Annotated in this window: 23 protein-coding genes; 8 read left to right on the plus strand and 15 right to left on the minus strand. The window is 72.4% G+C overall.

Annotated elements, in window-relative coordinates:
- Window positions 1–71: 71 nt before the first annotated feature.
- Window positions 72–860: a type I methionyl aminopeptidase gene (gene map, locus C7C45_RS13600; RefSeq protein WP_110564019.1), complete on the plus strand. Its 789-nt coding sequence runs from the start codon at window positions 72–74 to the stop codon at window positions 858–860.
- A 269-nt stretch (window positions 861–1,129) separates the two neighbouring features.
- Here map and C7C45_RS13610 read toward each other — a convergent pair whose 3' ends face one another.
- The 6 genes from C7C45_RS13610 to C7C45_RS13635 all read right to left on the minus strand — a co-directional run bounded on the left by C7C45_RS13610 (window position 1,130) and on the right by C7C45_RS13635 (window position 4,048).
- Window positions 1,130–1,534 carry a hypothetical protein gene (locus tag C7C45_RS13610; protein WP_110564020.1) on the minus strand — a complete coding sequence of 135 codons (405 nt, stop codon included), beginning with the start codon at window positions 1,532–1,534 and terminating at the stop codon, window positions 1,130–1,132.
- Window positions 1,531–1,842: a hypothetical protein gene (locus C7C45_RS13615; RefSeq protein WP_110564021.1), complete on the minus strand. Its 312-nt coding sequence runs from the start codon at window positions 1,840–1,842 to the stop codon at window positions 1,531–1,533. Before C7C45_RS13615 ends, C7C45_RS13610 begins: the two co-directional genes overlap by 4 nt.
- A 167-nt stretch (window positions 1,843–2,009) precedes the next feature.
- Complete coding sequence (locus C7C45_RS13620) at window positions 2,010–2,492, minus strand: hypothetical protein (RefSeq protein ID WP_110564022.1); 483 nt, start codon at window positions 2,490–2,492, stop codon at window positions 2,010–2,012.
- Entirely contained in the window at window positions 2,489–2,935 is a 447-nt protein-coding gene (locus C7C45_RS13625) for a hypothetical protein (RefSeq protein ID WP_146247315.1), read from the minus strand. The genes C7C45_RS13620 and C7C45_RS13625 overlap by 4 nt, the downstream gene beginning before the upstream one ends.
- 336 nt (window positions 2,936–3,271) lie before the next feature.
- A complete protein-coding gene (locus C7C45_RS13630) occupies window positions 3,272–3,535 on the minus strand; it encodes a DUF6244 family protein (RefSeq protein ID WP_110564180.1) in 264 nt (87 codons plus the stop codon).
- A gap of 267 nt (window positions 3,536–3,802) precedes the next feature.
- Window positions 3,803–4,048 carry a winged helix-turn-helix domain-containing protein gene (locus C7C45_RS13635; RefSeq protein WP_110564024.1) on the minus strand — a complete coding sequence of 82 codons (246 nt, stop codon included), beginning with the start codon at window positions 4,046–4,048 and terminating at the stop codon, window positions 3,803–3,805.
- A 247-nt stretch (window positions 4,049–4,295) separates the two neighbouring features.
- Between C7C45_RS13635 and C7C45_RS13640 the strand changes: the two genes are divergently transcribed.
- The 3 genes from C7C45_RS13640 to C7C45_RS13650 are packed head-to-tail and all read left to right on the plus strand — an operon-like array spanning window position 4,296 to window position 5,652.
- A complete protein-coding gene (locus tag C7C45_RS13640; protein ID WP_110564025.1) occupies window positions 4,296–4,538 on the plus strand; it encodes a hypothetical protein in 243 nt (80 codons plus the stop codon).
- The gene (locus tag C7C45_RS13645; protein WP_146247316.1) at window positions 4,535–5,185 is read left to right on the plus strand and encodes a hypothetical protein; all 651 of its coding nucleotides are present in this window, start codon (window positions 4,535–4,537) and stop codon (window positions 5,183–5,185) included. Before C7C45_RS13640 ends, C7C45_RS13645 begins: the two co-directional genes overlap by 4 nt.
- A complete protein-coding gene (locus C7C45_RS13650; protein ID WP_146247317.1) occupies window positions 5,182–5,652 on the plus strand; it encodes a hypothetical protein in 471 nt (156 codons plus the stop codon). The genes C7C45_RS13645 and C7C45_RS13650 overlap by 4 nt, the downstream gene beginning before the upstream one ends.
- A 174-nt stretch (window positions 5,653–5,826) precedes the next feature.
- Here the strand turns inward: C7C45_RS13650 and C7C45_RS13655 are convergent, their stop codons facing one another.
- A complete protein-coding gene (locus C7C45_RS13655) occupies window positions 5,827–6,474 on the minus strand; it encodes a hypothetical protein (protein WP_110564028.1) in 648 nt (215 codons plus the stop codon).
- 302 nt (window positions 6,475–6,776) lie between these two features.
- Here C7C45_RS13655 and C7C45_RS13660 point away from each other — a divergent pair, with 302 nt between their 5' ends.
- Window positions 6,777–7,325 carry a hypothetical protein gene (locus C7C45_RS13660; RefSeq protein WP_110564029.1) on the plus strand — a complete coding sequence of 183 codons (549 nt, stop codon included), beginning with the start codon at window positions 6,777–6,779 and terminating at the stop codon, window positions 7,323–7,325.
- Between the two features lie 63 nt (window positions 7,326–7,388).
- On the opposite strand, the gene C7C45_RS34980 is transcribed toward C7C45_RS13660, so the two are convergent.
- Window positions 7,389–8,264, minus strand: coding sequence for a hypothetical protein (locus tag C7C45_RS34980; RefSeq protein WP_110564030.1), 876 nt, complete (start codon window positions 8,262–8,264; stop codon window positions 7,389–7,391).
- A 2-nt stretch (window positions 8,265–8,266) separates the two neighbouring features.
- Entirely contained in the window at window positions 8,267–10,822 is a 2,556-nt protein-coding gene (locus tag C7C45_RS13670; RefSeq protein ID WP_110564031.1) for an FtsK/SpoIIIE domain-containing protein, read from the minus strand.
- Between the two features lie 179 nt (window positions 10,823–11,001).
- On the opposite strand from C7C45_RS13670, the gene C7C45_RS13675 reads away from it, so the two are divergent.
- Window positions 11,002–12,534 carry a M1 family metallopeptidase gene (locus C7C45_RS13675; protein ID WP_110564181.1) on the plus strand — a complete coding sequence of 511 codons (1,533 nt, stop codon included), beginning with the start codon at window positions 11,002–11,004 and terminating at the stop codon, window positions 12,532–12,534.
- 505 nt (window positions 12,535–13,039) lie between these two features.
- Here the strand turns inward: C7C45_RS13675 and C7C45_RS13680 are convergent.
- The 4 genes from C7C45_RS13680 to gltB form a co-directional block, all read right to left on the minus strand.
- Window positions 13,040–13,555 (minus strand): hypothetical protein, encoded by a 516-nt coding sequence (locus C7C45_RS13680; protein ID WP_110564032.1) that lies wholly within the window; start codon window positions 13,553–13,555, stop codon window positions 13,040–13,042.
- A 70-nt stretch (window positions 13,556–13,625) separates the two neighbouring features.
- Window positions 13,626–15,050, minus strand: coding sequence for an MFS transporter (locus tag C7C45_RS13685; RefSeq protein ID WP_244200374.1), 1,425 nt, complete (start codon window positions 15,048–15,050; stop codon window positions 13,626–13,628).
- Window positions 15,051–15,212: 162 nt separating this feature from the next.
- Entirely contained in the window at window positions 15,213–16,760 is a 1,548-nt protein-coding gene (locus C7C45_RS13690) for a glutamate synthase subunit beta (RefSeq protein WP_110564033.1), read from the minus strand.
- Window positions 16,753–21,459 (minus strand): glutamate synthase large subunit, encoded by a 4,707-nt coding sequence (gene gltB / locus C7C45_RS13695; RefSeq protein ID WP_208641163.1) that lies wholly within the window; start codon window positions 21,457–21,459, stop codon window positions 16,753–16,755. Before gltB ends, C7C45_RS13690 begins: the two co-directional genes overlap by 8 nt.
- A 144-nt stretch (window positions 21,460–21,603) precedes the next feature.
- Here gltB and C7C45_RS13700 point away from each other — a divergent pair, with 144 nt between their 5' ends.
- Window positions 21,604–22,449, plus strand: coding sequence for a GNAT family N-acetyltransferase (locus C7C45_RS13700; RefSeq protein WP_110564035.1), 846 nt, complete (start codon window positions 21,604–21,606; stop codon window positions 22,447–22,449).
- Window positions 22,450–22,466: 17 nt separating this feature from the next.
- Here C7C45_RS13700 and C7C45_RS13705 read toward each other — a convergent pair whose 3' ends face one another.
- Together C7C45_RS13705 and lgt are read right to left on the minus strand one after the other, a co-directional pair.
- A complete protein-coding gene (locus C7C45_RS13705) occupies window positions 22,467–23,654 on the minus strand; it encodes an FAD-dependent oxidoreductase (protein WP_110564036.1) in 1,188 nt (395 codons plus the stop codon).
- A gap of 15 nt (window positions 23,655–23,669) precedes the next feature.
- Window positions 23,670–24,854, minus strand: coding sequence for a prolipoprotein diacylglyceryl transferase (gene lgt, locus C7C45_RS13710; RefSeq protein WP_110564037.1), 1,185 nt, complete (start codon window positions 24,852–24,854; stop codon window positions 23,670–23,672).
- A 101-nt stretch (window positions 24,855–24,955) separates the two neighbouring features.
- On the opposite strand from lgt, the gene C7C45_RS13715 reads away from it, so the two are divergent.
- Window positions 24,956–25,567 (plus strand): NUDIX hydrolase, encoded by a 612-nt coding sequence (locus C7C45_RS13715; protein WP_110564038.1) that lies wholly within the window; start codon window positions 24,956–24,958, stop codon window positions 25,565–25,567.
- Window positions 25,568–25,656 lie beyond the last annotated feature (89 nt).

Genomic DNA, 25,656 nt, shown 5'->3' on the forward strand with positions numbered 1-25,656 from the left:
AACGCCATCGCGGCGGACGCGCCGACCAGCGTGGTATAACTATACCGGCAACGGAATGGGAGGGGTGGATCGTGATCGAGCTCAAGTCCCCCAAGGAGATTCGACAGATGGCCGTGACCGGCCAGTTCGTCGGCGAGCTGCTGGCGGAGCTGCGGGCGGTCGCCGCCGTCGGGGTCAACCTGATGGACCTCGAGCACCACGCCCGCCGCCGGATCAAGGAACGTGGCGCCGAGTCCTGCTACTGGGACTACTCGCCGTCGTTCGGCCGCGGCCCGTTCCGCAACGTGCTGTGCCTCTCGGTCAACGACGCCGTGCTGCACGGCCTGCCGCACGACTATTCGCTGCGCGACGGTGACCTGCTGAGCATCGACATGGCGGTCGGGATCGACGGCTGGGTCGCCGACTCCGCACTGTCCGTCATCGTCGGCACGCCCGCCGCGGAGGACCTGAAGCTGATCGAGGCCACCGAGGTAGCGCTGGAGGCCGGGATCGACGTCGCACTGCCGGGCAATCACCTCGGCGACATCTCCGCCGCCATCGGCGAGGTCGCCCGCCGCTACGGCTACCGGGTCAACAACGAGTTCGGCGGGCACGGCATCGGCCGCACCATGCACGAGGCCCCACACGTGGCCAACGACGGCCGCTCCGGCCGGGGCCTGAAGCTCAATCCCGGCCTGACGATCGCGATCGAGCCGTGGTTCTGCCGCAGCACCGACAAGATCAAGTTCGACAAGGACGGGTGGACGATCCGGTCCGCGGACGGCTCACGTACCGCCCACTCCGAACACACCGTCGCGATCACCGAGGCCGGCCCCCAGGTGCTGACCCCCCGCCCCGGGAACGCCGCACCACTCGCTTGATCAACTTAATATCGCCGATGTGGCGGTGTCCTTCCAGGCGGATACCCCAACATCGCCGATCCTGAGTGGATCGAGCTGTCTAAACCTCAACGCTGAGGTCCAGGTCGGCGCGGAGCGGTTCGCCGACCGGCCCCAGACGGCCACGGCCGAGGAGCGGCTTCGGCTGTGGCCCGTCGTGACGAAGGTCTTCCCGACGTACGCCCGCCATCAAAGGGCACCGACCGCGAGATCCCGATCGTCGTCATCGAACGTGCACCGTGGCGGGCACCCTAGGCAGGAAAGCGGATAACCGGAAGGTCACCGCCATCGCCGTACGCCTTACCCTCGCTGGTCAGCACCGAGGCATCGTGCTCCAGGACAGCCATCACGGCAGCGGCAAGGTCAACCCGACCGGTAACCACGCGCCAGTACGCCAACTCCTGCCAGTCCTCGCCCCAGGTCGGCAGCACCGCGCAGGCAGGACGTTCGAGCAGTCGGTGCAGCACCGCTCGGTCGCCCGGATCGTCCACCACCGCCAGCACCTCGGCCGCGACTACCGCCGGCACACCGAACCGGACACCGTCCTGGGCAACCTCGTGGATGGGCTCGGCGACGTCCATGGATCCAGCCACGTAGGCGAGCAGCGCGGACCGGTCCAGGATCAGCCGGACCGACGGCGCCTCGGGAACCGTCATGCTGCCGGAGCCTGGCTGCCGGAGCCGTCGAGCATCTCCGCTGCCGCACGGCGGGAACGGTCACGCAACGCGGCGCGTCGACCAGGCGACCACTCCTGCTCAACCTGAGCGCGTCGTGCCCTGGCGCGGGCCTGCCCCTCCGCCGACACGGTCATGCCCCGGCGCGCCAACTCGGCGTCGAGATCCTCGGCGCGCATGCGTGCCCGGATCGTGTCGACAACATACGCGCTGGCGTTGGGCTCACGCTCCAAGCGCTCGGCCACGTCCTGCGGAAGCGAGAACGACTTCTTGCTCACCGATCCGGTCATACCAGGCAGCCTATCGAATCGCACCGCCGATCCACCGCGACACGCGGGGTCACTTCAATTCCAACGCCCACAAACCCGAAGTTGGCGGACTTCTCTGCCAGACGTGGGGCCCGCGTGAGCGGGCCGTTCGTGCCTCCGCGCTCATCCCTGCCGCGCAGTTGCGCAGCTCAACGGACGAGCGGATCGCCCAAGTCCGACGGGCTGGCGAGGTCTGCCGCAACTGCTGAAATTCGCTGCGTAATCGCCCGCACGGTGTCCGCTGCGAACCGCTCCGGGTCGGTCAGCACGTTGACGGCCACTCCAGGCGCGGCCAGCCAGAACGCCTCGGCGGCACCAATAAGGCCGGGGTCCTCGCCGTGCTGGAAGTCGGTAAGTGCCCAGTCAACGTCATCGCGCTCGTGATATTCCGCCAGGAAGTCGCGAAGCTCGGCGAGGGTGCCCAGCCGATCGCCCCGGAGCACGTGCACCCGCAGGTCGACTCGGTAGCCGTCGTCGACCTGACGCTCCCAGACGCGCGTGGCGAAAGTGACGTCCTCCCACTCGGACGCGAAGTCTGAAACCAGCTCACCGACGTCCGGCGGCAGATAGCCGATGCGGAAGCCGTCCAGCTCACCACCGCTCCGAGTTGCCCGATCAGGTAAGCCCGTCACCCCGCAGCCTCAATCGCCGCCTCCACCTTGTCCAGGTAGTTGAACCACCACTGGCCCTCGCTCTTCGGGCGAGACGACAGCAGGCTTGCGGCCACGACGAAGGCTAGGACAACTGCGCTGCCGACGGGCAGCACACCCGACAACGGGCGGCCATTCAGGATCGCGCTGAGGAAGGTCTCGACCTCCGGAGCGGTTGTAGTGCTCCACGTCTCGGCCTCGGCGACCTCTGTGGCCAATTCTCGGATCTGCTCAGGAGACGGCTTGCCACCGCAGATGTCCGCACTGACGAAGGCCGAGATCGCAACGAGCAACTCCACGGCAGGCTGCCGCAATGATTCGTCGGAGAACGCCTTGACCGCCTCATCGAATTCAACTGGCTGCCGCTTAACGGCCCAATGCAACGCGTCACGTACGAGTTGCTCGACGCGATCATCGATCTTCAACGGAACCTCCGCTTTCTTGCGATCTCGCTTTGTACGCCTTGAGAGATCCCCAGGTTGCCACGGCCCCGAGCACGACGCCTGCTACCGCCTTCGGTAAGGCTGGTAAGAACTCTGCAACAGTCGCCCACGCTGTTGCTGCAGCTGACCCGCCAACAGCGATCCCCTCCGGGCTGATGCGGCGTCGGGAGGGCAGCGGTGCCTCGCGGTCCTCCCGCCTTCGTGCCTCACGTCGCTCTTCACGGTTAGGCAGGACCGACTCCATCAGCGGGACTGCCGACCTCAGGGTGATGTCGACAGTCGAGGGTGGTTGGTGGGTTGCGCTACCACCACCCGTGGTCAGTTTCCCAGCGCTCGCACCTTGGCAATCGTCTCCTGCACGTGCTGCTTGGCCGGGTCGCCACCCTGGGACGCCTGAGCGAGGGCCTGACGATAGGCGTCGATCATGCCAACCAGAGCGCCAGCGGCCACACCCTCCAGAGCCCCGGCGACGAGTGCCCGCGCCTCGGCTGCGTCCTGCGCTGCCGCTGCGGTCTTAGCCTTCGCCTCGTCTAGCTTCTGCGACGCCGCCGCCAACCTTGCGATGATCTGTGCTGCGCTCACGCGCACCCTCCCCCTGGTCGACCATCGCCTCCACCACCGCACCGGCGGAGACCACATGGGAGCGTACGAGATCCGTGCACGGAGCGCGACCACCTGCTCGCTAACCCCTCACCTTGCAGGCAGTGAATGCCTGACTAGCGACATTGACGGGACTTGTTCGTGAGCCGCCGTGGACGGGGAAGCCCAGTCGTGAACGGTTTCCGTTACGAGCTAACGGAAATCGTCCAAGATCGGAAGCCGCACCCCGAGATCGGGGTCGTCAAGCGCTTAGCGCTCAGCGACAAACACGCCGACACCGCCAACACCCTCGACCAGGCCCTCGATCTTGAGCGCGTTGATGGCCTGACGAACAACGATGGCAGAGACGTCGTGCTGACGGCACAGCTCGGAGGTCGAGGGCAGCTTGTCGCCCGGCGCGAGTTCGCCGGACTTGATCCGAGCGCGGATGCCATCGGCGATCAGCGCCCACTTGGCCTTGGCGGGCATAGGTGTCTCCCAGGTCTGCCCTGCCATTTGATCACGAGGAACTTTGTATAGCAAGTAATGTGCAGACAGTGCTTGCGCCGTACATGACCTGTTATATAAGCTTCCCTGTGACTGGCTCCCAGGTCTGCAAACCCGGAGCTGGTCTCTTCCCACCGCGCAGTGAGCGCCCGGTCGGTCGGTCCCCCCGTCCGGCCGGGCGTGCCGGGGCGTGCCCGCACGCCACCCCGGCCCACAAGCCGTGACCAGCAAGGAGACCAACTCACCGGGAGCCCCGATGCCCAATCGACCCGACGATCAGCCCAACGACCCCGAACCCGCCGCCCGGAAGACACTCGGCAAACCCGAGCAGCTCCCCCACCTCGTGTCCGATCAGGACGTCGAGGATGCCGACGACATGCTCTTCGCCCACCCGCCCCGTGTCGTACGCCGCTGGGTCTGCGGCTGCGGCGCGGACTATCCCTGCACGGACGTGCTCTTCGCCCGCCTGGTCAAAGCCACCGCCGAGGCGGGCGAATGAGCCATGACACCGTGGACGACCTGCGTAACGCCTGGCTGGCGACGATCGCCGCCGCCGATCGGGCGGGCGCGTACCTGCACGGGGCGGGGCCGCCCGGCCGGCGGCTGCCTTGGCAGGACGCGGTCACGGAGTGTTGGCGGGCGCTGAGCCTCGTCTACGCCGGCCTGGCAGCCGATCGGCGAGCACCGACGGGCTCTGCCGGGGACCTGCTCGCCGGCCTGCGAGCGGCTCGGGTCGACGCGGATCGCGCCGCCGCACTGGCCGCCCGTGTCCGTTGGCGGTTGGGTGCGACCGAGGACCGGCTACGGCGTACCCGAATCGTGGCGGACGCGGTCGCGGCCCGGCGCTTCGCGGCGGCCATCACGCGGTTGGACCTGGTCGGTGCCCGGCTCGCGGTCGGCGGCTGCCGCATCGACCGTTCCGTGGCCGCGCTCACGGGCAAACCCGCGGCACTGACCGGCGAACCAGCGACACTGACCGGCGAACCGGCAGCACCGCCCCACCGACCCACCAGCGCCAGCCACGAGGACGCCGACAGTCGAGGCACCGACGAGATCGCACGTGGCTGCCACCTGGCGAGCATGCTGGTGACCAGGCGACGCCGACAAAGGAGACGACTGACCATGCTCAGGGAGCGACGGTGGTGACCGACCCGCACGCGGCGCTGCGCGGTTTGCTGGCCGGGAGGCTGCGCGGCCACGAACGGCGGCTGCGGCGGTTTGCCGAGGCGGACTGGCGGCGGTACGCGGACCTGCTCGCCGGGGCGTTGCTGGTGGCGGTGCGGCGGCGGTTCGTCGCGGGGCAGGATCGCGCGCCGGTGATCCGGTTCGTGGCGTCCGCCCGGGAACGCTACGACGCGACCGGGCGCGACGTCGACCCGGTGCTGGCCGAGGCGCTGGTGTGGGCGGCGCTCGGTGAGCGCCCGCCCGTGCCCCACGACGCGGCGGCGATCGTCGCGCGGACGGTGTTGCTGCTCGGCCTACTCGAAGACGAAGGTCTCACCGACCGCGAACTCGACGAGATCCTGGTGGCCGCCGCACACGCCGCGGACGACCCTGCGCACGGCGCCGATCCCCAGCTGGTAGGCGCCACAGTCGAATCCGACCGGCAGTGAGCGCAACACGGCGGAAGATCGACACAAGATCGCCGAAGTCGGGGTATCCCGCTGGCACGGATACCCCGACTTCGGCGATATCGAGTGGATCATGCCCGGCGGCGGGCCGGGAGCGACCCTGGCAGGCCCAGACGGGCCGGGCGGATCAAGGCCGGCGGCGGGCCGGGCAGCGCGCTACGGCGACGGCGGGCCGTTCTGCGCCCGGGTGATCAGATCGTGCAGCGGCTTGGTGCCGCTGCCGACCATCACACCGGTCACGACGGCGTCGACCCAGACCGCGACCCCGTTCCAGTCGCCACCGGCGACCGCGTGCAGAACGTAGAATCCGCCGGCGCTGGACGCCACGGTCGCCATCCCGCTCGCGAGACCCCACGCGACGATGGTGCGGTTCGCCTTCGCCCGCGCGACCTTGGCCTCGGCCACGGCGATCGCCTCGCGGTCAGCCTCGGTGGGGGCGTCGACTCGGCTGTGCTCGTCGGTCATCCTCGACAGAGCGGCCTCGGCGGCGCGTCCCGGCAGCCACCGCGAGAACGGTTCGACGATCCGCTCGACCGCTGCGGCGAAGACCAACAGGGTGAGGAAGACACCCGTGGTGTCCTCGGGCTGGATCTTCGCCGCGGAGGCGCCGCTGCGCCAGATCATCCAGCCGGCGGCAGCGCCAACGGCGATCAGCCCGAAACCCGCAACCACCGCACCCGGGCTGGCCTGCTGCGACGCCCCGACGACCGACAGCCCTGGCTCCTGCTCGGAGCGCGGCGTCGCCGTTCCCGCGGCAGCATCGGCGTTGACCGGCGGAACGGCAACACCGCCCCCTACCGTCATCGGCTCAACGTGGGTGGACGTCTGTCCCTGCAATTCCTGACCAACCTTTCGACCTGCCACTTGTCGGACGTCGAGGCGTGACGATCAAAGCCTCGGAACTACCAAGTGGGCTGCGCACCGATTGCGCTCGGGGCGCGAGACTACGGCACCGAGGCAAACACAGTGGAATGGCCGAGTCGGGCGGTCATGCCCGGTTCGGGGACGACGCCGAAGCGCGAAGCCTCATAGACTCCGGGCTCGGAGAGAGGGGCGGTCCAACCTCCTCGTCCGGGCGGGCAGGTGACTGAGAGGGGTGACCCGGCTTGACGTCTCAGCGCTCGAACACAAAGTCAACCGGCCGTGCTCGGGCCATTGGGCTGTCCGGCGGCCTCATCGGCATTCTCGCCCTCCTGCTCGTCGTCTCCGTCGCGGGCGGAGACGGGCAGAGCATTCTCAGCGGCCTCCAGTCGTCCTCGTCGGCAACGCCTGCACCCAAGCCGACCCCAGAATCTCGGGCACAGCTCGACCGGGCTTGCATCGCGCAGACCAAGGGCAACGACGCGGTGGCGTTCTTCCAACGAGACATCCCTGCGGACAGGTGGGGAGACCCGGTACGCGGCACCGCCTCAACGGCCAGCGAGCCGTACGTGCTGTGGCTCTTTGACGCTGACTGCACGCCACACAGGGCGCTCGACGTGCCACCGCGCACCAGTCGCACGTTCAGGGCCCAGGTGGGCCAGGTCTGGTACTACGCCGAAGCCGCAGCGGGGCAACCCGAGGAGGGCTGCGCCTGCCGCGTCTTCAGCCCAGCGAACAGTGGCGCCGAACAGAAATTCAGCGACACCGGCAGACTCACCTACCACCTGAATTAGGCGCCAGCCGGGCATCCACTGGGCGGCCGCTGCGCGCACCGACGGGCGGGGCACGCCTCCGGCTCAGCGCAGGCCGCGGACCAGCAGCAGGTAGGCGCAGTAGGCCATCGGCACCAGCAGGAAGCAGATCAGGAACCCGAGCGGCAGATAACGCGGCGGGGCGCCCTCGACCATGGCCGGCCGCCCCCACCGGCCCAGCACCAGGTACCCACCGAAGAACGCCACCGCCGGCAGCCCCGCGCAGATCCACGCGCCGAGAGTGAACCCGTCGACCAGACCGACCCCGGAGGCGAGCACCAGGGCCAGCATGAGCACCCCGGCGGCGGCCGCACAACCGGCGTAGATGGTGACCGCCCGAGCCAGCGGTGACCACGTCGGCAGGAGCACCGGCCGCTGGGCCAGCAGCTCCGCCTGGTGCCCGTGCCGGTCGGCCTCGTCGGCCATCCGCCGGGCCAGCTCCAGCTCCACCGCCGGGTCGACCGCCACCGCGCGCTGCGCCGGCAGGGCGCCCGCCGGGCTCACCGCCGTCGGCAGCGCCAGCCGCGCCTCCCCCGCCGGCACCTGGGGGTACGCCCCGACCCCCGACCACCCTGGCACGCCGGCTGCGCCGGCGGGTGCCCCGTCCCCAGTTCCGGGGCCGGCAACGGCGCCAGCAGCGGAGGCCGGGCCGGACCCGGACGGTGGACCGGGCCAGGCGGCCGCCTCGTCCGGATGCCCCGGGCCCGGCTCGGAAGCAGGGCCGGAGGTCGGCTGGTAGAGGCCGATCGCTCGACCGAGCTGGTCGAGGCGCTGCCCCTGGGTGGTCAACCTCTGCTGCAGGTACTCGGCGGTGGCGTGCAGGTCACGACGGCGCTCGGATTCGGCGGCGGCGTGCTGAACGCCTGCGCGGTGCTGCTCGGCGAGTTGTCGGGTCAGCGCCGCGTACTCCTCGAAGGACATGGTCACCGCTCCAGGTCCGGCTCGTGCCCGTCGCCGACGAACGGGACGATCAGCCGGGTGCGCTGGTCGTGCCGGTCGACCAGCAGCGCCCGGTCGGCGCGGGGCGTGTACGCCAGGTCGTGCACTCCGAGGTGCAGGGCCAACTCGGGCCCGGGCACGTTGAGCGCCACCAGGCAGGCGACGTCGTCGCGGTTCTGGGTGCCACCGAGGTCGTCGGCGAGCCGCCGCAACCCACGCCACCAACCGAGCACGTGCACCCCCTGCCCGGGCCCCTGGCGCAGGAGCACGCGCAGGTCGTCCAGGCCGGAGCGGAACGTGCTGGGGTCGGCGGCCCCGAGGACCGGCGCGGCGGCGTCCATGCCGAACACCACCAGGTATTCGCGGCCGGTGGGCTCGGCGGCCAGCGTGGCGATGCGCTCGCGCAGCCCGGCCGCGTCGAGACGCCGCACCGGGTGACCGGCGGCCCGCAGGACGGCTTCGGCGTCGTCGGCGACCGGGTCGGCGGCGGTGACCAGCGAGGCCAGTTGGAACCGGACCTCGCCGGGGGTGTGCTGTCGGGCCAGGCTCAGCGTCGCGGCGCGCAGCACGTCCGCGCCGGTCGGTGCGGTGCCCACCACGGCGAGGTGCCGGCCGGGGGTGGTGTCCATCAGGAACAGCGCGGTGGTGCCGTGCACGTCGACAGTCCGGCCGACCAGGGCCATCGGGCGTCGACCACCGGGGCGCAACCCGGCGAAGGTGGGATCGTCCTCGACCCGCGCGGCCTCGTACCCCTTGAAGACCGCCGGTGCCCGCGAGCCCGGCGGGCGGGCCTGCCACAGGTCGTGGCGCAGCGCGGCGAGGTCCGCTGTGGCGGCATGCGCGTCGGGGAAGCGCAGCACGGTGTCGGCGCCGACCGCACCGGCTGCGGTGTTGACCACGGCCGAGCCGATCGGCAGGGCCGCGGCGGCGTCGTTGAGCTGGTCGAGCACCCCGCCGCCGCCGGGCAGCGCCACCCGTAGCGCGAACTGCCCGAAGATCGCCTCGGCCCGCCCGTAGAGGGCCTCGATGCCGGTCATGCTCTGGCTGGCCAGCACCAGGTGGATGCCGTACGAGCGGCCCTTGCGGGCCAGCTCCTCCAGCAGGTCGACGGACTCGCGGGCCAGCGCGTCGTTGCCGGCGAGCAGCACCTGGAACTCGTCGATGACGGCCACGATGCGTGGCAGCGGGTTGTCGCGGGGCAGGTCGGCGAGTTTGGTGACGCCGTGCCGCTTCAGCGCGGTGGCCCGGCGTTGCGCCTCCCGGCGAAGCTCGCGCAGCACGGCGAGCCCGTACTCGCGGTCGGACTCGATGCCGACGGCACGGGCGTGTGGCAGCCACGACGGGTCCCGACCGGTGGGCACGAACTCGGTGAAGCTCACGCCCTCCTTGAAGTCGAGCAGGTAGAGCTGCAGCTCGGCCGGGGAGTAGCGGGCGGCCAGCCCGTAGAGGACGTCGAGGAGGAAGACCGTCTTGCCGGCGCCGGTGCGTCCACCGACCAGCCAGTGCGGGGTGGCGTCGTCGAAGGCGAGAGTCAACGCAGTGTCGAAGGCGGGCGTCCACGGGGTGGCGCCGGCCCGACCGATCACCGTGCGCAGGCCGTTGCCGGCGGACTCGACCCAGCGCCGCTCGGGCAGCAGGTCGGTGAAGGGCAGCGCGTCGGCGCGGCGGGCGGCGGCACCCAGGTGCTCGGCGAGCGCGCGTACCGAGGCGGGCGGCGGGTCGCCGTCGAGCTGGACGGGTGCGGCGAGGCCGGTGCCATCGGCGCTGAACGGGGTGCCGGGCGGGTCGCCGACGTGCGCGTACCCCTGATTGAGCCGGACCGCGGTGGTGCCGCCCAGCGGCGTCGCGGTCTCGCCGGGCTGCCGCGACGGGTGGCCGGCGAGCAGCACGCAGACGGCGGCGGTCGGGCCGGCATGGGTGAGCGCGGCGAGCCGGGCCAGCTCGCGCGGCGGTGGCGCGGCGGTGGCGACCACCACCAGCAGGTGCCGGGCGGCGGGCTGGGCGTGCTGCGCGGTGCGGGCGTGCTGCTCGGCGGCGTCCAGCAGCGCCGCCACCTCGGCCTCGCCGGTGGCCGGCGGGTCGAGCACCCCCGCGTCGAGCAGGGGGCGCAACGGGCCGAAGGTGGCGCCCACCGCGGCGGTGTCGATGCCGGCGACCCGGACGTGCCCGGGCGGTGCGGTGGCGACCAGCCGCAGCACCAGCGCCCGCAGCAGCCCGGCGACCCGCGGGTCGCGGACATCGGCGTCCAGGGCCAGGTGGTGGCCGCCGCCGAGCGGGACCAGCACCGGGAAGCCGCCGTCCGAGGTGGACGCCTCACCGATCCGCACCGCGGCCGGCGCGTCGGTCAACGGCGTGGCGTTCGGGGTGGGTGTGGCCAGGGCCCCGCCGAGGCGGGCGAGACGGGCCACCAGCTCGTCAACACCGGCCGGCGCGACGGCAGCCGGTGCCGTGCCGAGGGCTCGCCGGGCGGTGTCCAGGTGTGCCCGGGCCGCCCGGTGCGAGTTGACCGCCTGCCGGTACGCCGACGCGAGCCTGCTCAACCTCTGCCCCCAACGCCAACGGCCGCCTGGTCCCAGGAACCCTAACGGACGCCGGTGGCACCCGGACAGTCCTGCGAGGACGTGTCACGCCGGCCGACGTGATCGAGCAGCAGGCCGGCGATGTTCAACGTTGTCGATTACGTTGGCGTGGCGAACACCCGATGGAGGGAGTCCACCCCGTGCGACGAGTTCTCACGGCGGCCACCGCCGCCCTGACCCTCACCACCGCCGGCACCATGCTCGCCGGCACCCCCAGCCAGGCCGCCCCGACCGGCTGGGGCCGTCCCGTCGTCACCGCGGCGCCACAACCCGGCGCGGCCGGCCTGGGCGACACCTACTTCCCCGACTACGGCAACGGCGGCTACGACGTCGAGCACTACGATGTCCGGCTGCGCTACGACCCGGCGACCGACCAGCTCAGCGGCACCACCACCATCCTCGCCACCGCCACCCAGGACCTCTCCGCCTTCAACCTGGACTTCCTGCTCGACGTCGAATCGGTGCGGGTCAACGGTTGGGCGGCGAGCACCAGCACCGCGGGTGCCCACGAGCTGGTGGTCACTCCGGCCCGCACGGTGACCCGGGGCCAGCAGCTCACCATCGTGGTGCGCTACGCCGGCATCCCGTCGGAGACCCTGGTCGGTGGCTACACCGGCTGGACGCGCACCGACGACGGCGCCCTCGCCGTCAACGAGCCCGAGTCGGCGTGGTGGTGGTTCCCGAGCAACGACCACCCACTGGACAAGGCCACCTTCGACGTCTCGGTGTCGGTGCCCACCGGCGTCGAGGTGATCAGCAACGGCGTGCAGCCGCGGCCCCCGCTGGCCGAGGCCGGCAACCGCACCCGGTGGATCTGGCGGACCACCTCCCCCACCGCCCCCTACCTGGCCTTCATGGCCATCGGCCAGTACGACATCGTCACCGACACCACCCCGAGCGGCCAGCCGGTGATCAACGCGTACAGCACCTCACTGGGCGAGCTCGGGCCGGCCGCGAAGGCCAGCATCGAGCGGACCGCCGAGATCGTCGACTGGGAGAGCGGGATCTTCGGCCCGTACCCGTTCGAGGCGCAGGGTGGCGTGGCCGGTCCGCTCGACGGCATCGGCTTCGCACTGGAGACGCAGACCCGACCGGTGTACGGGCCGGGCTTCTGGCGACGCGGCGCCAACACGTACGTGGTGGCGCACGAGAACGCCCACCAGTGGTTCGGCGACTCGGTCTCGGTGGCCGAGTGGAGCAACATCTGGCTGAACGAGGGCTTCGCCTCGTACGCCGAGTGGCTCTGGTCGGAAGAGCAGGGCGAGGGCACCGCGCAGGAGGTGTTCGACTTCACCTATGCCAGCTACCCGGCCGACGACGAGTTCTGGCAGGTGCTGCCGGGTGACCCGGGTGCCGACCGGGTCTTCGACGGCGCCGTCTACGACCGGGGCGCGATGACCCTGCACCAGTTGCGGCTGGCCGTGGGCGACGACGCGTTCTTCGAGATCCTGCCGACCTGGACGGCCGAGCACCGGTACGGCAACGGCAGCATCGCGCAGTTCCAGGCGCTGGCCGAACGGATCTCCGGTCTGGACCTGGACGACCTCTTCACCACCTGGTTGTTCACCGCCGGCCGACCCGACGTGGCGACCGCCGCGCGCAAGGCCGCCCCGCCGACCGAGCCGAAGTCCTGGGCCAAGATCCGCGAGTCGCACCAGCTGCTGTCGCACTAGGCATCCGGTGTGGACGGAAGGGCCCGCCGCCCCCGCGGCGGGCCCTTCCGGGTCGTCGGCGCCCCGTCTCCCCGGCATCCCACTGTTCTCCCGGGGCGCGGACCGACGACCGACCACTTCAGTGCTTGCCTGTAGAGCGGACCGGCGACCGACCACTTCGCTGCTTGCCTGTAGAGCTGCCCCAGAAATGGGGCGATGACGGCGGCCCATATCTGGGGCAGCTCTACAGGCACCGTCAGGGGGTTGTCACCCCCGCCCACCCGGCCGAGGGCCGGGGGGCCGGGGGTCGAGGGCCGGGGGGCCGGGGGCCGAGGGCCGGGGGGCCGGGGGGCCGGGGGCCGAGGGCCGAGGGCCGAGGGCCGAGGGCCGAGGGCCGGGGGGCCGAGGGCCGGGGGGCCGAGGGCCGGGGGGCCGAGGGCCGGGGGGCCGAGGGCCGGGGGGCCGAGGGCCGAGGGTCGAGGGTCGAGGGTCGAGGGCCGGGGGCCGGGGGCCGAGGGAGGCCCGCTCAGGACATCGCTGGGACACCTGTCGCCGCAGCCGTGCTCGCTTCGATGGCACGGATGTGCCGGTAGGCGAACCAGAGCGGTGGGAACGCCCCGACCGCGAAGGAGAGGTCGATGAGCGTCCAGAACCAGGGGATGTCCCGGATCGGGCCGCAGATCAACGCCAGTGGGACGATGCCCGCGCAGGCGATCATGCCGACCTGCACCACCCAGACGTTGCGCACCGGGTCGCGCAGCGGCCCCCAGAACGCCACCGCCAGCACCAGGTGGGCGAAGGCCAGCCAGTCGGTGCCGTAGAGCAGGAACGGGTAGTCCGCGTCGGCGGTCACGAGCCCGGCGTGCACCCGCTCGATCCACTCGACCAGGGCGGGCAGTTGGCCGGCGAGCGGATCCAGAGCCCGCAGCAGCCAGCGCACCTCGATCTCCAGCGGAAACGCGGTGGCACCGCTCAGGAAAAGCCCGATCAGCACGATCCACAGCCACCGGCGGGTCCGCCGTAGCCGCTCCTCGTTGTCCATGAGCGCAGCGTAACGATGATCTTCGCGGTGGTTGGTCCCGTAGCGGGGCCGCCGGGGGGTGACCGCTGTCTCAGCCGCGCGGCGCCGACCCGGCCGTGGCCAGCTCTCCGAGCCGGACCGAGCCCAACCGGACCCCACCGGGCCCGGCGGGCGCGACGACACAGACCGCCCCGGCGGGCCGGACCATGCGGGCCGCCCTCCACGCCACTCGTCGTACCGGATGGCGTGGCCGCGGCACGACCAGCGTGAGGGTCGTCGCGCGGGCGCGCTGACGGTCCAGGGCGACCGCCGCGACGGCCGTGGCGACCGCCGCGGCGGAGCCGGCGAGCACGAGCGTCTGGCGCGGCCCGGCGTGTTCGGCGAGCCACCCGAGCAGCGGAGCGCCGACCGCGGCGGAGACCGAGCCGGTGACCGCCAGGGCGGCGAGCACCCGGCCCCGCATCGCGCCGTCGGTGTCGAGCTGGACGCGGGTGCCGACGGTGGTGTCGATGACCACCGCGGCGGCGGCGATCGGCAGGATCACCGCGGCGAAGCTCCAGGTACTCGGTGCGAGGCCGGCGACGATCTGCAGCCCGCTCGCGAGCAGACCCGCGACGACCAGGGTCCGGTAGTCCAGGGAACGCCGGCGGGCCGCGACGAGCGCACCCAGCACCGTTCCGACCGCGAACACGGTCGAGAGGAAGCCGTAGCCGGAGGCGCCGGCACCCAGCGGCCCGTCGCTCATCGCCGCCATCGTCACCTGGTAGTTGCGGCCCAGGCTGCCGAGCACGAACGACAGGGCGAGCGCGAGGAGCAGCACGGGCTGCCCGCGCAGGTAGGCGAAACCGGCGCGAACACCGTCGTGGCTCCGACGGCCGCCCTGTGCCGCCAGCGCGGGCAAAGCTCCCGGGCGTACGGCGAACAGCGCCACCACCACGGCGGCGAAGCTCGCCGCGTTGATGCCGAACAGCAGCGCGGGCCCGACGGCGGCCACCACGACCGCACCGAGGCTCATGCCGAGGATCCGGCCGGCGGAGTTGGTGAGCGACCCGAGCGCCAGGGCGTTGCCCAGCGTCTCCCGGTCGACGAGGGTGGAGGCCCAGCGGCCCATCACCGGGCCCTCGATGGCCGAGACGGCGCCGGTGCCCAGGGAGATCGCGAAGATCAGCGGCAGGCCGCCAACGCCGGTCAGCGCGACCGCGGCCAGTCCGGCGGCGAGTGCCGCGTGGGCGACCTGGGCGGCGATCAGCAGCGGGCGGGCCGGCAGGCGGTCGGCGAGCACACCGCCCCACACGCTGAGCAACAGCGTGGGAGCCGCCTGGAGCAGCACGGCGAAGCCCATGGACGTCGCTGAGCCGGTCTCCTTCAGGACGTACCAGTTGACCCCGAGGACCTGCATCCAGGTGCCGATGACGGAGACGAACCCGGCGAACGCCCAGATCCGGTAGTTGCGGTGGCGCAACGCGGCGAAGGTGGCACCCTTGGCCACGACGAACCTCCAAGCGATCGGCTGCATGATCATTCATGCCGATCGCGGTGCGGTTCGGCAGCCGACAAGTCTTGCGGCTTTAAACCTATTCGCCCATATTTGTGAGCGGTCTCACCAGCGGAGACGCCCGACCGGCGGGCAGAAGCTGCCGCGCCGGCCGGACCTCCGTCGATCCCGTCGAGTGCCGCCTCAGCGGGCGGCGGCGAGGGGCTGCGCGGCCGAGCCCACCGGCGCCGGCAACACACCGACACCGCCGAGATACCCGTGGATGGCGGCCGCCGCCGCACGCCCCTCGGCGATGGCCCAGACGATCAACGAGGCGCCCCGGTGCATGTCACCGGCGACGAAAACCCCGTCGGCGTCGGTCTGCCAGTCGTCGCGAGCGTCGACAGCGCCCCGGCGATTACGGGTCACGCCGAACTGGGCCAGCAGCGGCTGCTGCTCGGTGCCCTCGAAACCGATCGCCAGCAGCACCAGATCGGCCGGCAACTCCCGCTCGGAGCCCGGCACCACGGTGACGACCCGCTGGCCGTCGCGTTTCTCCACGGTCACCTCGGCGATCCGCACCGCCCGCACCTGGCCGGTGCCGTCGTCCACGAACTCCTGCACCGCCACGGCGAAGACCCGCTCGCCACCCTCCTCGTGCGCCGGGTAGCTGCGCAGGATCCACGGCCAGGTCGGCCACGGGTCCCGTGCCTCGTCGCGCGCCTCGGGCGGCTGTGGGTACAGGTCGAGCTGGTGCACGCCCGCGGCACCCTGGCGGTGTGCGACACCGAGGCAGTCCGCCGCGGTGTCACCCCCACCGATGATCACCACGTGCTTGCCGGCCGCGTCGATCGGGGTGCCGTCCGGCAACACCGCCGGCGCCAGCCGACGCTCGGTGGTGGCCACCACGCCGGCCTGGTCGGTGGCCGCGGTGGCGACCGCGCGATTCGCCGCGACCAGGTGCGCCATCGCCTGGTGTACGCCCCGAAGCGCCCGCCCCGGGGTCTCCGGGGTGTCCCGGCCCTGCAACGCCCCGCAGGCCAGCAGCACCGCGTCGTGCTCGGCGCGCAGCTGCTCGGCGGTGACGTCCACCCCGACGTTCACGCCGGTGCGGAAGCGCACCCCCTCGGCGGTGAGCTGGGCCAGCCGGGCATCGATGTGCCGCTTCTCCAACTTGAAGTCGGGAATGCCGTACCGGAGCAGGCCACCGATCGCGTCGTCACGCTCGTACACCGTCACCGCGTGACCGGCGCGGGCCAACTGCTGGGCGGCGGCCAGACCGGCGGGCCCGGAGCCGACGACGGCGACCGACCGACCGGACGGCGCCGGCACCGGGCGGGCGCCGAGTCCGCGCGCCACGGCGGCGTCGGCGATCTCCACCTCGATCTGCTTGATGGTCACCGGCTGGCCGCCAGAGATGCCGAGCACGCAGGCCGCCTCGCACGGCGCCGGGCAGAGCCGGCCGGTGAACTCCGGGAAGTTGTTGGTGGCGTGCAGCGACTCCACGGCGGCGTCCCAGTTGCCGGTCCGCACCAGGTCGTTCCAGTCCGGGATGCGGTTGCCCAGCGGGCAACCGGCAGTGTCGCTGTGGCAGAACGGGATGCCGCAGTCCATGCATCGCGTGGCCTGCTCGCGGACCAGTTCCTCGCCGGCCGGCGGGTAGACCTCACGCCAGTCGCTGATCCGCACCGGCACCGGGCGGCGGGCCGGCAGTCGCCGGTCGTAGCGCAGGAAACCGTTCGGGTCAGGCACGTGCCACCTCCTGGGCCGCCACCCGCGGGGCGGGCGGCACCGGCACGGCTGACGGCGCGCTGAGCGCGCTCATCACCGCGTCGTCGACGTCGCGGCCGGCGGCTTCGGCGGCCCGCATGATCTCCATTACCCGGCGGTAGTCGCGCGGCACCACCGCGGTGAACTCAGCCACCGCCTCCGGCCAACGCTTGAGCAGCTCCTCGGCTACCGCCGACCCGGTCTCGGCCACGTGCCGCTGGACCAGCTCGTGCAGCAACGACTGCTCCTGCTCGCTCAGCAGCGCCAGGTCGACCAGCTCCGTGTTGACCCGGGCGCGGTCCAGTTGGTGCACGAACGCCGTACCGCCGGACATGCCGGCCGCGAAGTTACGGCCGGTCGCACCGAGCACCACCACCGTGCCGCCGGTCATGTACTCGCAGCCATGGTCGCCGACACCCTCGACCACGGCCACCGCGCCGGAGTTACGCACCGCGAACCGCTCCCCCACCCGGCCACGCAGGAAGACCTCGCCCGCGGTGGCCCCGTACAGGATGGTGTTGCCGGCGATGATCTGATCCTCGGCCCGCTGCCCCGGCTCGGCGTCGACGTCGAGGAACGGCGCGGCGGCGTCCGGGCGGACGATGAGCCGCCCACCGGAGAGGCCCTTGCCCACGTAGTCGTTGGCGTCACCATGCAGCCGCAGGGTCACCCCGCTCGGCAGGAACGCGCCGAACGACTGCCCAGCCGTGCCGTGCAGCACGAACTCGATGGTGTCGTCGGGGAGGCCGGCGCCGCCGAAGCGACGGGTCACCTCGCCGCCGAGCATCGCGCCGACGCTGCGGTGCTCGTTGCGCACCGCCACCTCGACCCGCACCGGCGCCCCGTCCGTCAGAGCCGGACGGGCCAGCGCGATCAGCTCATTGTCGAGCGCCTGCTCCAGGCCGTGATCCTGCGCGCGGACCCCCCGACGGGCCGCGCCCGCCGGCAACTCCGGCAGGTGCAGGACGGGCGCCAGGTCCAACCCGTGCGCCTTCCAGTGCGTCACCGCCGGGGCCACGTCGAGCAGCTCGGACTGCCCGATCGCTTCCTCGATCGACCGGAAACCCAGCTCGGCCAAATACCCCCGGACCTCCTCGGCGAGGAAGAGGAAGAAGTTCTCCACGAACTCCGGCTTGCCGGTGAAGCGCTCCCGCAGCACCGGATTCTGGGTGGCGATGCCGACCGGGCAGGTGTCCAGGTGGCAGACCCGCATCATCACGCAACCCTCGACGATCAGCGGCGCGGTCGCGAAGCCGAACTCCTCCGCGCCGAGCAGCGCCGCGATCAGCACGTCCCGGCCGGTCTTGAGCTGGCCGTCGACCTGCACGGTGACCCGGTCGCGCAGCTTGTTGAGCAGCAGCGTCTGCTGTGCCTCGGCCAGCCCCAACTCCCACGGGGTGCCGGCGTGCTTGAGCGAGTTCATCGGGGACGCGCCCGTGCCGCCATCGTGGCCGGAGATCAGGATGACGTCCGCCTTGAGCTTCGCCACCCCGGCGGCGACGGTGCCGACGCCGACCTCGCTGACCAGCTTGACGTGCACCCGGGCCGCCGGGTTGACGCACTTCAGGTCGTGCACCAGCTGGGCGAGGTCCTCGATGGAGTAGATGTCGTGGTGCGGCGGCGGCGAGATCAGACCGACGCCGGGGGTGGCGTGCCGGGTACGGGCGATCCACGGCCAGACCTTGTTGCCGGGCAGTTGACCACCCTCACCCGGCTTGGCGCCCTGGGCCATCTTGATCTGGAGGTCGTCCGCGTTGACCAGGTATTCGCTCGTCACACCGAACCGGCCACTGGCGATCTGCTTGACCGCCGAGCGGCGGGCCGGGTCGTGCAGCCGCTCGACGTCCTCGCCGCCCTCGCCGGTGTTGGACTTGCCGCCGAGGCGGTTCATCGCGATCGCGAGCGTCTCGTGCGCCTCCGCGGAGATCGACCCGTACGACATGGCGCCGGTGGCGAACCGCTTGACGATCTCGGTGGCCGGCTCGACCTCCTCGATCGGCACCGCCGGGCGGACCCCGGTACGCAGGGTGAACAACCCGCGCAGCGAGCCGGCCTGCGCGGCGAGCGCGTCGACCTTCGCGGTGTACTGCCGGAAGACGTCGTACTGCCGAGTGCGCGTGGCGTGCTGCAGCAGGAAGACCGTCTCCGGGTTGAACAGGTGCAGCTCACCCTCGCGGCGCCACTGGTACTCGCCGCCGACCTCCAAGCGGTCGGAGACGGCGGTGCCGGCCGGCGGCCAGGCCAGCGCGTGCCGGGCGGCCACCTCGGTGTGCACGCCCGCGAGCGCGACCCCGCCGATCCGGCTGGGGGTGCCCCGGAAGTAGCGCTCGACCAGCCGGGTGTCCAGGCCGACCGCCTCGAAGACCTGCGCACCGCAGTACGAGGAGACCGTCGAGATGCCCATCTTCGACATGATCTTCAGGACGCCCTTGCCGAGCGCCTTGGCGTAGTTGTGCACGGCCGCAACGGGCTCGACACCGGCCAGCGCGCCGGTGGCGATCATGTCCTCCACCGACTCGAACGCCAGGTACGGGTTGACCGCCGCCGCGCCGTAGCCGATCAGCACCGCCGCGTGGTGCACCTCGCGGCAGTCGCCGGACTCCACGATCAGCGCCGCCTGCGTACGCGTCTGCTCCCGCACCAGGTGCTGGTGCACGGCGGCGGTGAGCAGCAGCGACGGGATCGGCGCCAGGTCGGCGTTGGAGTCCCGGTCGGAGAGCACCAGGATGCGGACGCCGTCCTCGATCGCCTCGGAGACGTGCCGGCAGATCTCGGTCAGCCGTGCCTTGATCCCGGCGGCGCCCTCCCGGATGCGGTACAGGCCGGACACCCGGACCGCCTTGAAGCCGGGCAGGTCGCCGTCCTCGTCGATGGAGAGGATCTTCGCGAGCTCGTCGTTGTCGATCACCGGATGCGGCAGCACGATCTGCCGGCAGCTCGCCGCGCCCGGGTCGAGCAGGTTGCCCTCCGGCCCGATCGTCGACGCCAGGCTGGTCACCAGCTCCTCGCGGATGGCGTCCAGCGGAGGGTTGGTGACCTGGGCGAAGAGCTGGTGGAAGTAGTCGTAGAGCAGCCGCGGCCGGGTGGACAGCGGCGAGATCGGAGTGTCCGTGCCCATCGAGCCGAGCGGCTCGGCCCCGGTACGGGCCATCGGCCCGAGCAGGATCTTCAGCTCCTCCTCCGTGTAGCCGAAGGTCTGCTGGCGGCGGCGGACCGAGTCGTGCGTGTAGACGGTGTGCTCGCGGGCGGGCAGGTCGCCCAGCTCGATCAGCCCGGCGTGCAGCCACTCGCCGTACGGCTGCGCGGCGGCCAACTCGGACTTGATCTCCTCGTCGTGCACGATCCGACCGGCGACGGTGTCGACCAGGAACATCTTGCCCGGCTGGAGCCGTCCCTTCGCGACCACGTGGGCTGGGTCGAGGTCGAGCACGCCCGCCTCGGAGCCGAGCACCACGAGCCCGTCGTCGGTCTGCCACCAGCGCCCCGGGCGCAGCCCGTTGCGGTCCAGCACCGCGCCGACGATCTCGCCGTCGGTGAAGGCCACCGACGCCGGACCGTCCCACGGCTCCATGAGGCTGGCGTGGAAGCGGTAGAAGGCACGCTTGGCCGGCTCCATGCCGGGGTCGTTCTCCCACGCCTCGGGGATCATCATGAGCACCGAGTGCGGCAGGCTCCGCCCGGCCAGGTGCAGCAACTCCAGGACCTCGTCGAAGTTCGCCGAGTCGGAGGCGCCGGGGGTGCAGACCGGGAAGACCCGTCGAATGTTGCCCGGCAGGTTCGGCGAGCGCAGCAGCGCCTCGCGGGCCTGCATCCAGTTGCGGTTGCCGCGGATCGTGTTGATCTCGCCGTTGTGGGCGATGAACCGGTACGGGTGCGCCAGCGGCCAGGACGGGAAGGTGTTGGTGGAGAAGCGGGAGTGCACCAACGCGATAGCGCTGTCCACCCGCTCGTCGCGCAGGTCCGGGTAGAACGCCGGCAACTGGTCGGGGGTCAGCATTCCCTTGTAGACCATCGTCCGGCTGGACAGCGACGGGAAGTACGCCGGCACGCCCCGCTCGGCGGTCTCCCGTTCGGCCTGCTTGCGCAGGCAGAACGCCACCCGGTCCAGGTCGATGCCGCGCAGCGCGGAACCGGCCGGCCCGTCGGGGGAATCGGTGAGCCGGCGCGCGGCGAGGAAGACCTGCCGGACCCGGGGCATCGCCGCCAGGGCGGTCTCGCCGAGCCCGGTCGGGTCGATCGGCACGTCCCGCCAGCCGAGCACGTCGGCACCCTCGACCAGGGCGTACTTCTCGACCACCCGCCGGGCACGCGCCTCGGCGGCATCGTCGTCGGGGAGGAAGACCAGCCCGGTGGCGTACTCGCCTGCCACGGGAAGCGCGACGTCGGCCACCGCACGCAGGAACGCGTCCGGCACCTGGATCATGATGCCCGCGCCGTCGCCGGTGTTCGGCTCCGCGCCCCGGGCGCCGCGATGGTCGAGCCGGCAGAGCGCGCCGAGCCCGTTGGCGACGACCGCGTGCGAGCGGCGGCCGTGCAGATCCGCTACGAACGCCACGCCGCAGGCATCGTGCTCCTGCGTCGGGTCGTAGAGGCCCTGGGCCAAGGGGTGGGAGCCGGGCGTCGGGGACGTCTGCGGGCTGTGCGGGTACGGATGTGTCGTTTCCGCGTACGGCTGAGCCACCGGGCCTCCTGTCGTCACTCAGGTTGGATCATGGTGGGGACGACGTCGGCCCGTGGGTCTATTGAGTCTACGTTAGGGCCAGGGCCGCGCGGCCACCTGAGATTGATCACACCGTCCATAGTCTGGGACGTGTAGTCTCGCGCGGTGGATCCTCTACACAAGGACATCTTCGACCGGTTGGAACACTTCTACGACGCGGTGCCCCGCGACGTCGCCGGTGTGGAGGAGCATGGCGGGCTGGTGCTGTTCGTCCGCGAGGGTGACGGCTGGCCGTTCTACGCCCGCCCCCGGCTCGGCGCCGCCGAGCCGCCGTCACTGGCCGACGTGACCTCGGTCCGCGAGCGACAGCGGAAGCTGGGCCTGCCGGAGGCCTTCGAGTGGGTGCACGAGACGACCCCCGAACTGCTGGCGGTGGCCCGCTCGGCGGGGCTGAGCGTGCTGGAGGCGCCGCTGATGGTGCTCGACCCGACGGCGCTGCCCGACCCGGCGACGCTGTCCGACGTCGCGGTGCGGGTGCTGGCGGCGGACTCCCCCAGCTTCGCCGCTGACGTCGCCGCCCGGCGCGCGGTGGCCGCGGTGTCGTTCGCCGCCGCCGGCACCGCGCCCGGTGAGGCCGGCCCGGCCGAGCGGGACGCCGCCGTCACCGAACTCGAGTTGGCCGCGCTCGACGAGGAGCGCACCCGGATCGCGGACGGCCGACGGGTCTCGGCGCTGGCCGGCACGTCGACCGACGGTGCGCTGGCCAGCGGCATGGCGATGCGGGTGGGCGACGTCGCGGAGATCGCCGGGGTGGCCACGCTGCCGGCCGCCCGACGACGCGGGCTGGGCGCCGCGCTCACCGCCACCCTCGCCCACGAGCTCCGCGCGGCCGGCACCGACCTGATCTTCCTGTCCGCGGGCAGCGACGACATCGCCCGGGTCTACCTGCGGGTCGGGTTCCGCCGCATCGGCACCGCCTGCATCGCCGAACCCGCGGCCCTCATCGCCTGACCTCCCCGTGACCGGGGTCAGGCTGGGGGACGCCACTGGGCGGCGGAGGCGGCGGCACTGGAGAGCAGCCGCGTGTTGATCGTGCCGAGCGCGGCGTCCCGGGCGCGCAACGCCAGCCGGCCCCGGGTCTGGAGCACCGCCGACATCCGTCGGGTCTGCCGGACCACGGTCGCGGCGCGGGGGCGGCGCACCCGGTCGTACGCCGCAACGGCGTCGGGCAGTCGCGCCTCCCGCAGCAGGGAGGCGAGCGTGGCGGCGTCCTCGAACGCGAGGCAGGCGCCCTGCCCCAGGTGTGGGGGCATTGCGTGCGCCGCGTCACCGAGCAGCACCACCCCGCCCGGCCCGACCGGGAAGCCGTACGCACGGGGCAGCGGACGCAACTCGCGGACCTCCTGCTGAACCAGGTCGGTCGGGTCGGTGGCGTCGAGCAGCGCGCCGACCGGTGCGGGCCAGCCCGCGTACCAGCGGCGCAGCAGGGCGAGCTGGGTCTCCGGGGGTTCCGGGCGTGGTGCGCCGGCGGCGGTGGCCACCCAGTAGATGCCGCCCCGGGTGGACCCACCCGAGGAGCCGCGGTCGCCCAGCGACGCGGCCACGAACCGGTAACCGGCGCCGAGGATCTCCCCGGCCAACGGCTGGTCGTCGGGCAGCCGGGGGGCCTGGTACCAGGGGATGACGGCTCGCCAGGCGGCGCAGCCGGAGCTGACCACCCGGGACTCCGGGGCGAGTTGGCGGCGGATGCCGCTGTCCGTGCCGTCGGCGGCGACCACCAGGTCGGCCTCGATGGTGTGCCGTCCGTCGCTGACCGCCGGTCGCTCGCCCGGCTCCACCCGGACGTGGCGCACGGTCACTCCGGTACGCAGCTCGACCCGGTCACCGAGGCCGGCGATCAGCGTGTCGTGCAGGTCCTCGCGGTGCACCACCACGGGCATCCGGTCGGCCGGGATGGGTCGAGGTTGCACGAGCCAGTGCCCGTCCGGGCGACGGACCCCGCCGTCGGCCAGCGGGGTGGCGATGGCAGCCAAACCCGCGCCGAGGCCGAGGGCCTGCAGCGCGCGGACGCCGTTGGGCCAGAGCACCACGGCCGTCGGCTCGGGGCGGACCCGTTCGGCGCGTTCCAACAGAGTGACCTGCCAGCCGGAGCGGGCCAGCGCGCCGGCCACCGCGAGGCCACCGACCCCTGCGCCGACCACCACCGCGCTTCGCATCGGTGCCGCCTCCGCTCAGCTGTCCCGGTCGGCGGGCCGCGCGCCCGCGGCGTCGGCCCGGTCGGCGCGCGAGGCCGACGAATCGTCCGCCGGCTCGTCGTCGGTCGACGGGCCGGCGACGGGTGCCGCGTCACCGAGCGGCTCGCCGCCGGGCCGGGAGTCCTCGTCGGTGGCCGACTCCGGCGGTACGACACCGCTGTCCTGCCAGGCGGCGTACTGCTCCTCGCTGACCACCCGGTAGCCCTCCGGCGCGGCGGCCCGGCTGGGGGTCTCCCGCTCGGAGAGGTCGACCTGGGACAGGTCGGACGTGGGGGGCGGGGTCGGCGTCGCCGCCGCGCCGAGCGGAATCAGGTAGTCCCGAGGGCCGCGCACCCGCACGAAGTAGATCAACGCGCCGAGGAAGACCAGGGCGGCGGTCCAGACATTGAGCCGGACGCCGAGGATCTGGTTGGCCTCGTCGGTGCGCAACAGCTCGATCCAGAACCGGCCGACGGTGTAGCCCATCACGTAGAGCGCGAACGCCCGGCCGCGACCCAGCTTGAGCCGACGGTCCACGATCAGGACCAGGGCGACAACGCCGAGGTTCCACAGCAACTCGTAGAGGAAGGTCGGCTGGTAGAAGCCCGGTTCGAGGATCGGCTGCCCGGCGTCGTCGCGCAGCGCGTGCCCCGGATTGTCCGGATCCATCCGGTGGATCTCCAGGCCCCACGGCAGCGTGGTGCGGCCACCGAACAACTCGTTGTTGAACCAGTTGCCGAGCCGGCCGACCGCCTGGGCCAGCGGCAGCCCGGGGGCCAGCGCGTCGGCGACCACGCCGAACGGGATACCGAGCTGCCGGGCGGCGATCCAGGCGCCGACCGCGCCACCGGCGACGGCGCCCCAGATGCCGAGACCGCCCTCCCAGATGGCGAACACCTTCATCGGGTCGCCACCGGCGCCGAAGTATTTCTCCGGTGAGGTGACCACGTGGTAGATCCGGGCGCCGATGATGCCCGCGGGCACCGCCCAGACGGCGATGTCGAGAACCGCGCCGGGCGCGACGCCGCGCTGCCGCAGCCGGCGCTCGGTCACCCAGCAGGCCAGCACGATGCCGGCGATGATGCAGAGCGCGTACGCCCGGATCGGCACGGGCCCGAGCTGCCAGACCGCGGTGCTGGGACTGGGCAGGGCCGCCTGGGGGGACAGCGAGGCGAGGGTCACGGGTGCACACGCTACCGCTGCGCACCCCCGCAGCGGCACCCCGGGCGGTTAGCGACGCATCTCGGTGACTTCTGGTTTGCGCCGCCGTAGGCTCTTTGTCCATGGGTGCGCTCACCTGGGCGGTTGCCGCGGTCGTCAGCGACGACACCGGCCGGGTGCTGCTCTGCCAGCAGGGCCGGGGTGAACGCCGCTACGCGCTGCCCGGCGGGCGGCTGCGCCCGGCCGAGAGCCCGGTGCGGGCGGCCCTGCGGGACATCCGCACGGAGACCGGCTGGGACATCGAGCTGGTCGACCTGGTCGGTGTCTACCACCTGACCGGCCCCACCGGGGACACCCCGGCGGGACGCGCCGGGCCGCTACCGGACGTCCTCGTGCACGTGTTCCGGGCCCGCGCCGCCGGCGTCCGACCGACCGCCGACCCCCTGCCGGGCTGCCGGCTGTCCTGGCACGCCCCCACCGCGTTGCCCGGGGCGGTCACCCCACTCACCCGGGCCGCCGTCACCGACGCGACCGCCGGCCGCTCCGGTGTGCTCCGCGACGTCCCCTGGGTGCCCGTCGCCTGCGCGCCACTGCCAGCGGCCCGCCCAGCCGAGGAAGGCCGGCCGGCAACCGACCAGGACGGGCGCCCGGAGACCGGCCAGGACGAGCGGCCGGGAGCGGGGCAGCCACCGGAGCAACGCGGCGAGGCCGCAGACCCGTCCCTGCACCCCTGACCGGCCCGCAACGACTCCCGAGGTCCGCCGCGCGGTCGCGGACGCCCTCGCCGCCGGGCCACAGCCGAATGAGCGGTATACCGGTGAGT

This window comes from Micromonospora arborensis, from assembly GCF_003205615.1.
GTDB lineage: Bacteria > Actinomycetota > Actinomycetes > Mycobacteriales > Micromonosporaceae > Micromonospora > Micromonospora arborensis.

What these genes read in the sequence shown, in the direction of transcription:
- C7C45_RS13645 (WP_146247316.1), top strand. Translation starts at nt 4,535, where the DNA reads ATGAGCCATGACACCGTGGACGACCTGCGTAACGCCTGGCTGGCGACG.
- C7C45_RS34980 (WP_110564030.1), bottom strand. Translation starts at nt 8,264, where the DNA reads ATGTCCTTCGAGGAGTACGCGGCGCTGACCCGACAACTCGCCGAGCAG.
- C7C45_RS13715 (WP_110564038.1), top strand. Translation starts at nt 24,956, where the DNA reads ATGGGTGCGCTCACCTGGGCGGTTGCCGCGGTCGTCAGCGACGACACC.
- C7C45_RS13610 (WP_110564020.1), bottom strand. Translation starts at nt 1,534, where the DNA reads ATGACGGTTCCCGAGGCGCCGTCGGTCCGGCTGATCCTGGACCGGTCC.
- C7C45_RS13655 (WP_110564028.1), bottom strand. Translation starts at nt 6,474, where the DNA reads ATGACGGTAGGGGGCGGTGTTGCCGTTCCGCCGGTCAACGCCGATGCT.
- C7C45_RS13685 (WP_244200374.1), bottom strand. Translation starts at nt 15,050, where the DNA reads ATGCAGCCGATCGCTTGGAGGTTCGTCGTGGCCAAGGGTGCCACCTTC.
- C7C45_RS13615 (WP_110564021.1), bottom strand. Translation starts at nt 1,842, where the DNA reads ATGACCGGATCGGTGAGCAAGAAGTCGTTCTCGCTTCCGCAGGACGTG.
- C7C45_RS13640 (WP_110564025.1), top strand. Translation starts at nt 4,296, where the DNA reads ATGCCCAATCGACCCGACGATCAGCCCAACGACCCCGAACCCGCCGCC.
- C7C45_RS13635 (WP_110564024.1), bottom strand. Translation starts at nt 4,048, where the DNA reads ATGGCAGGGCAGACCTGGGAGACACCTATGCCCGCCAAGGCCAAGTGG.
- C7C45_RS13705 (WP_110564036.1), bottom strand. Translation starts at nt 23,654, where the DNA reads ATGCGAAGCGCGGTGGTGGTCGGCGCAGGGGTCGGTGGCCTCGCGGTG.
- C7C45_RS13680 (WP_110564032.1), bottom strand. Translation starts at nt 13,555, where the DNA reads ATGGACAACGAGGAGCGGCTACGGCGGACCCGCCGGTGGCTGTGGATC.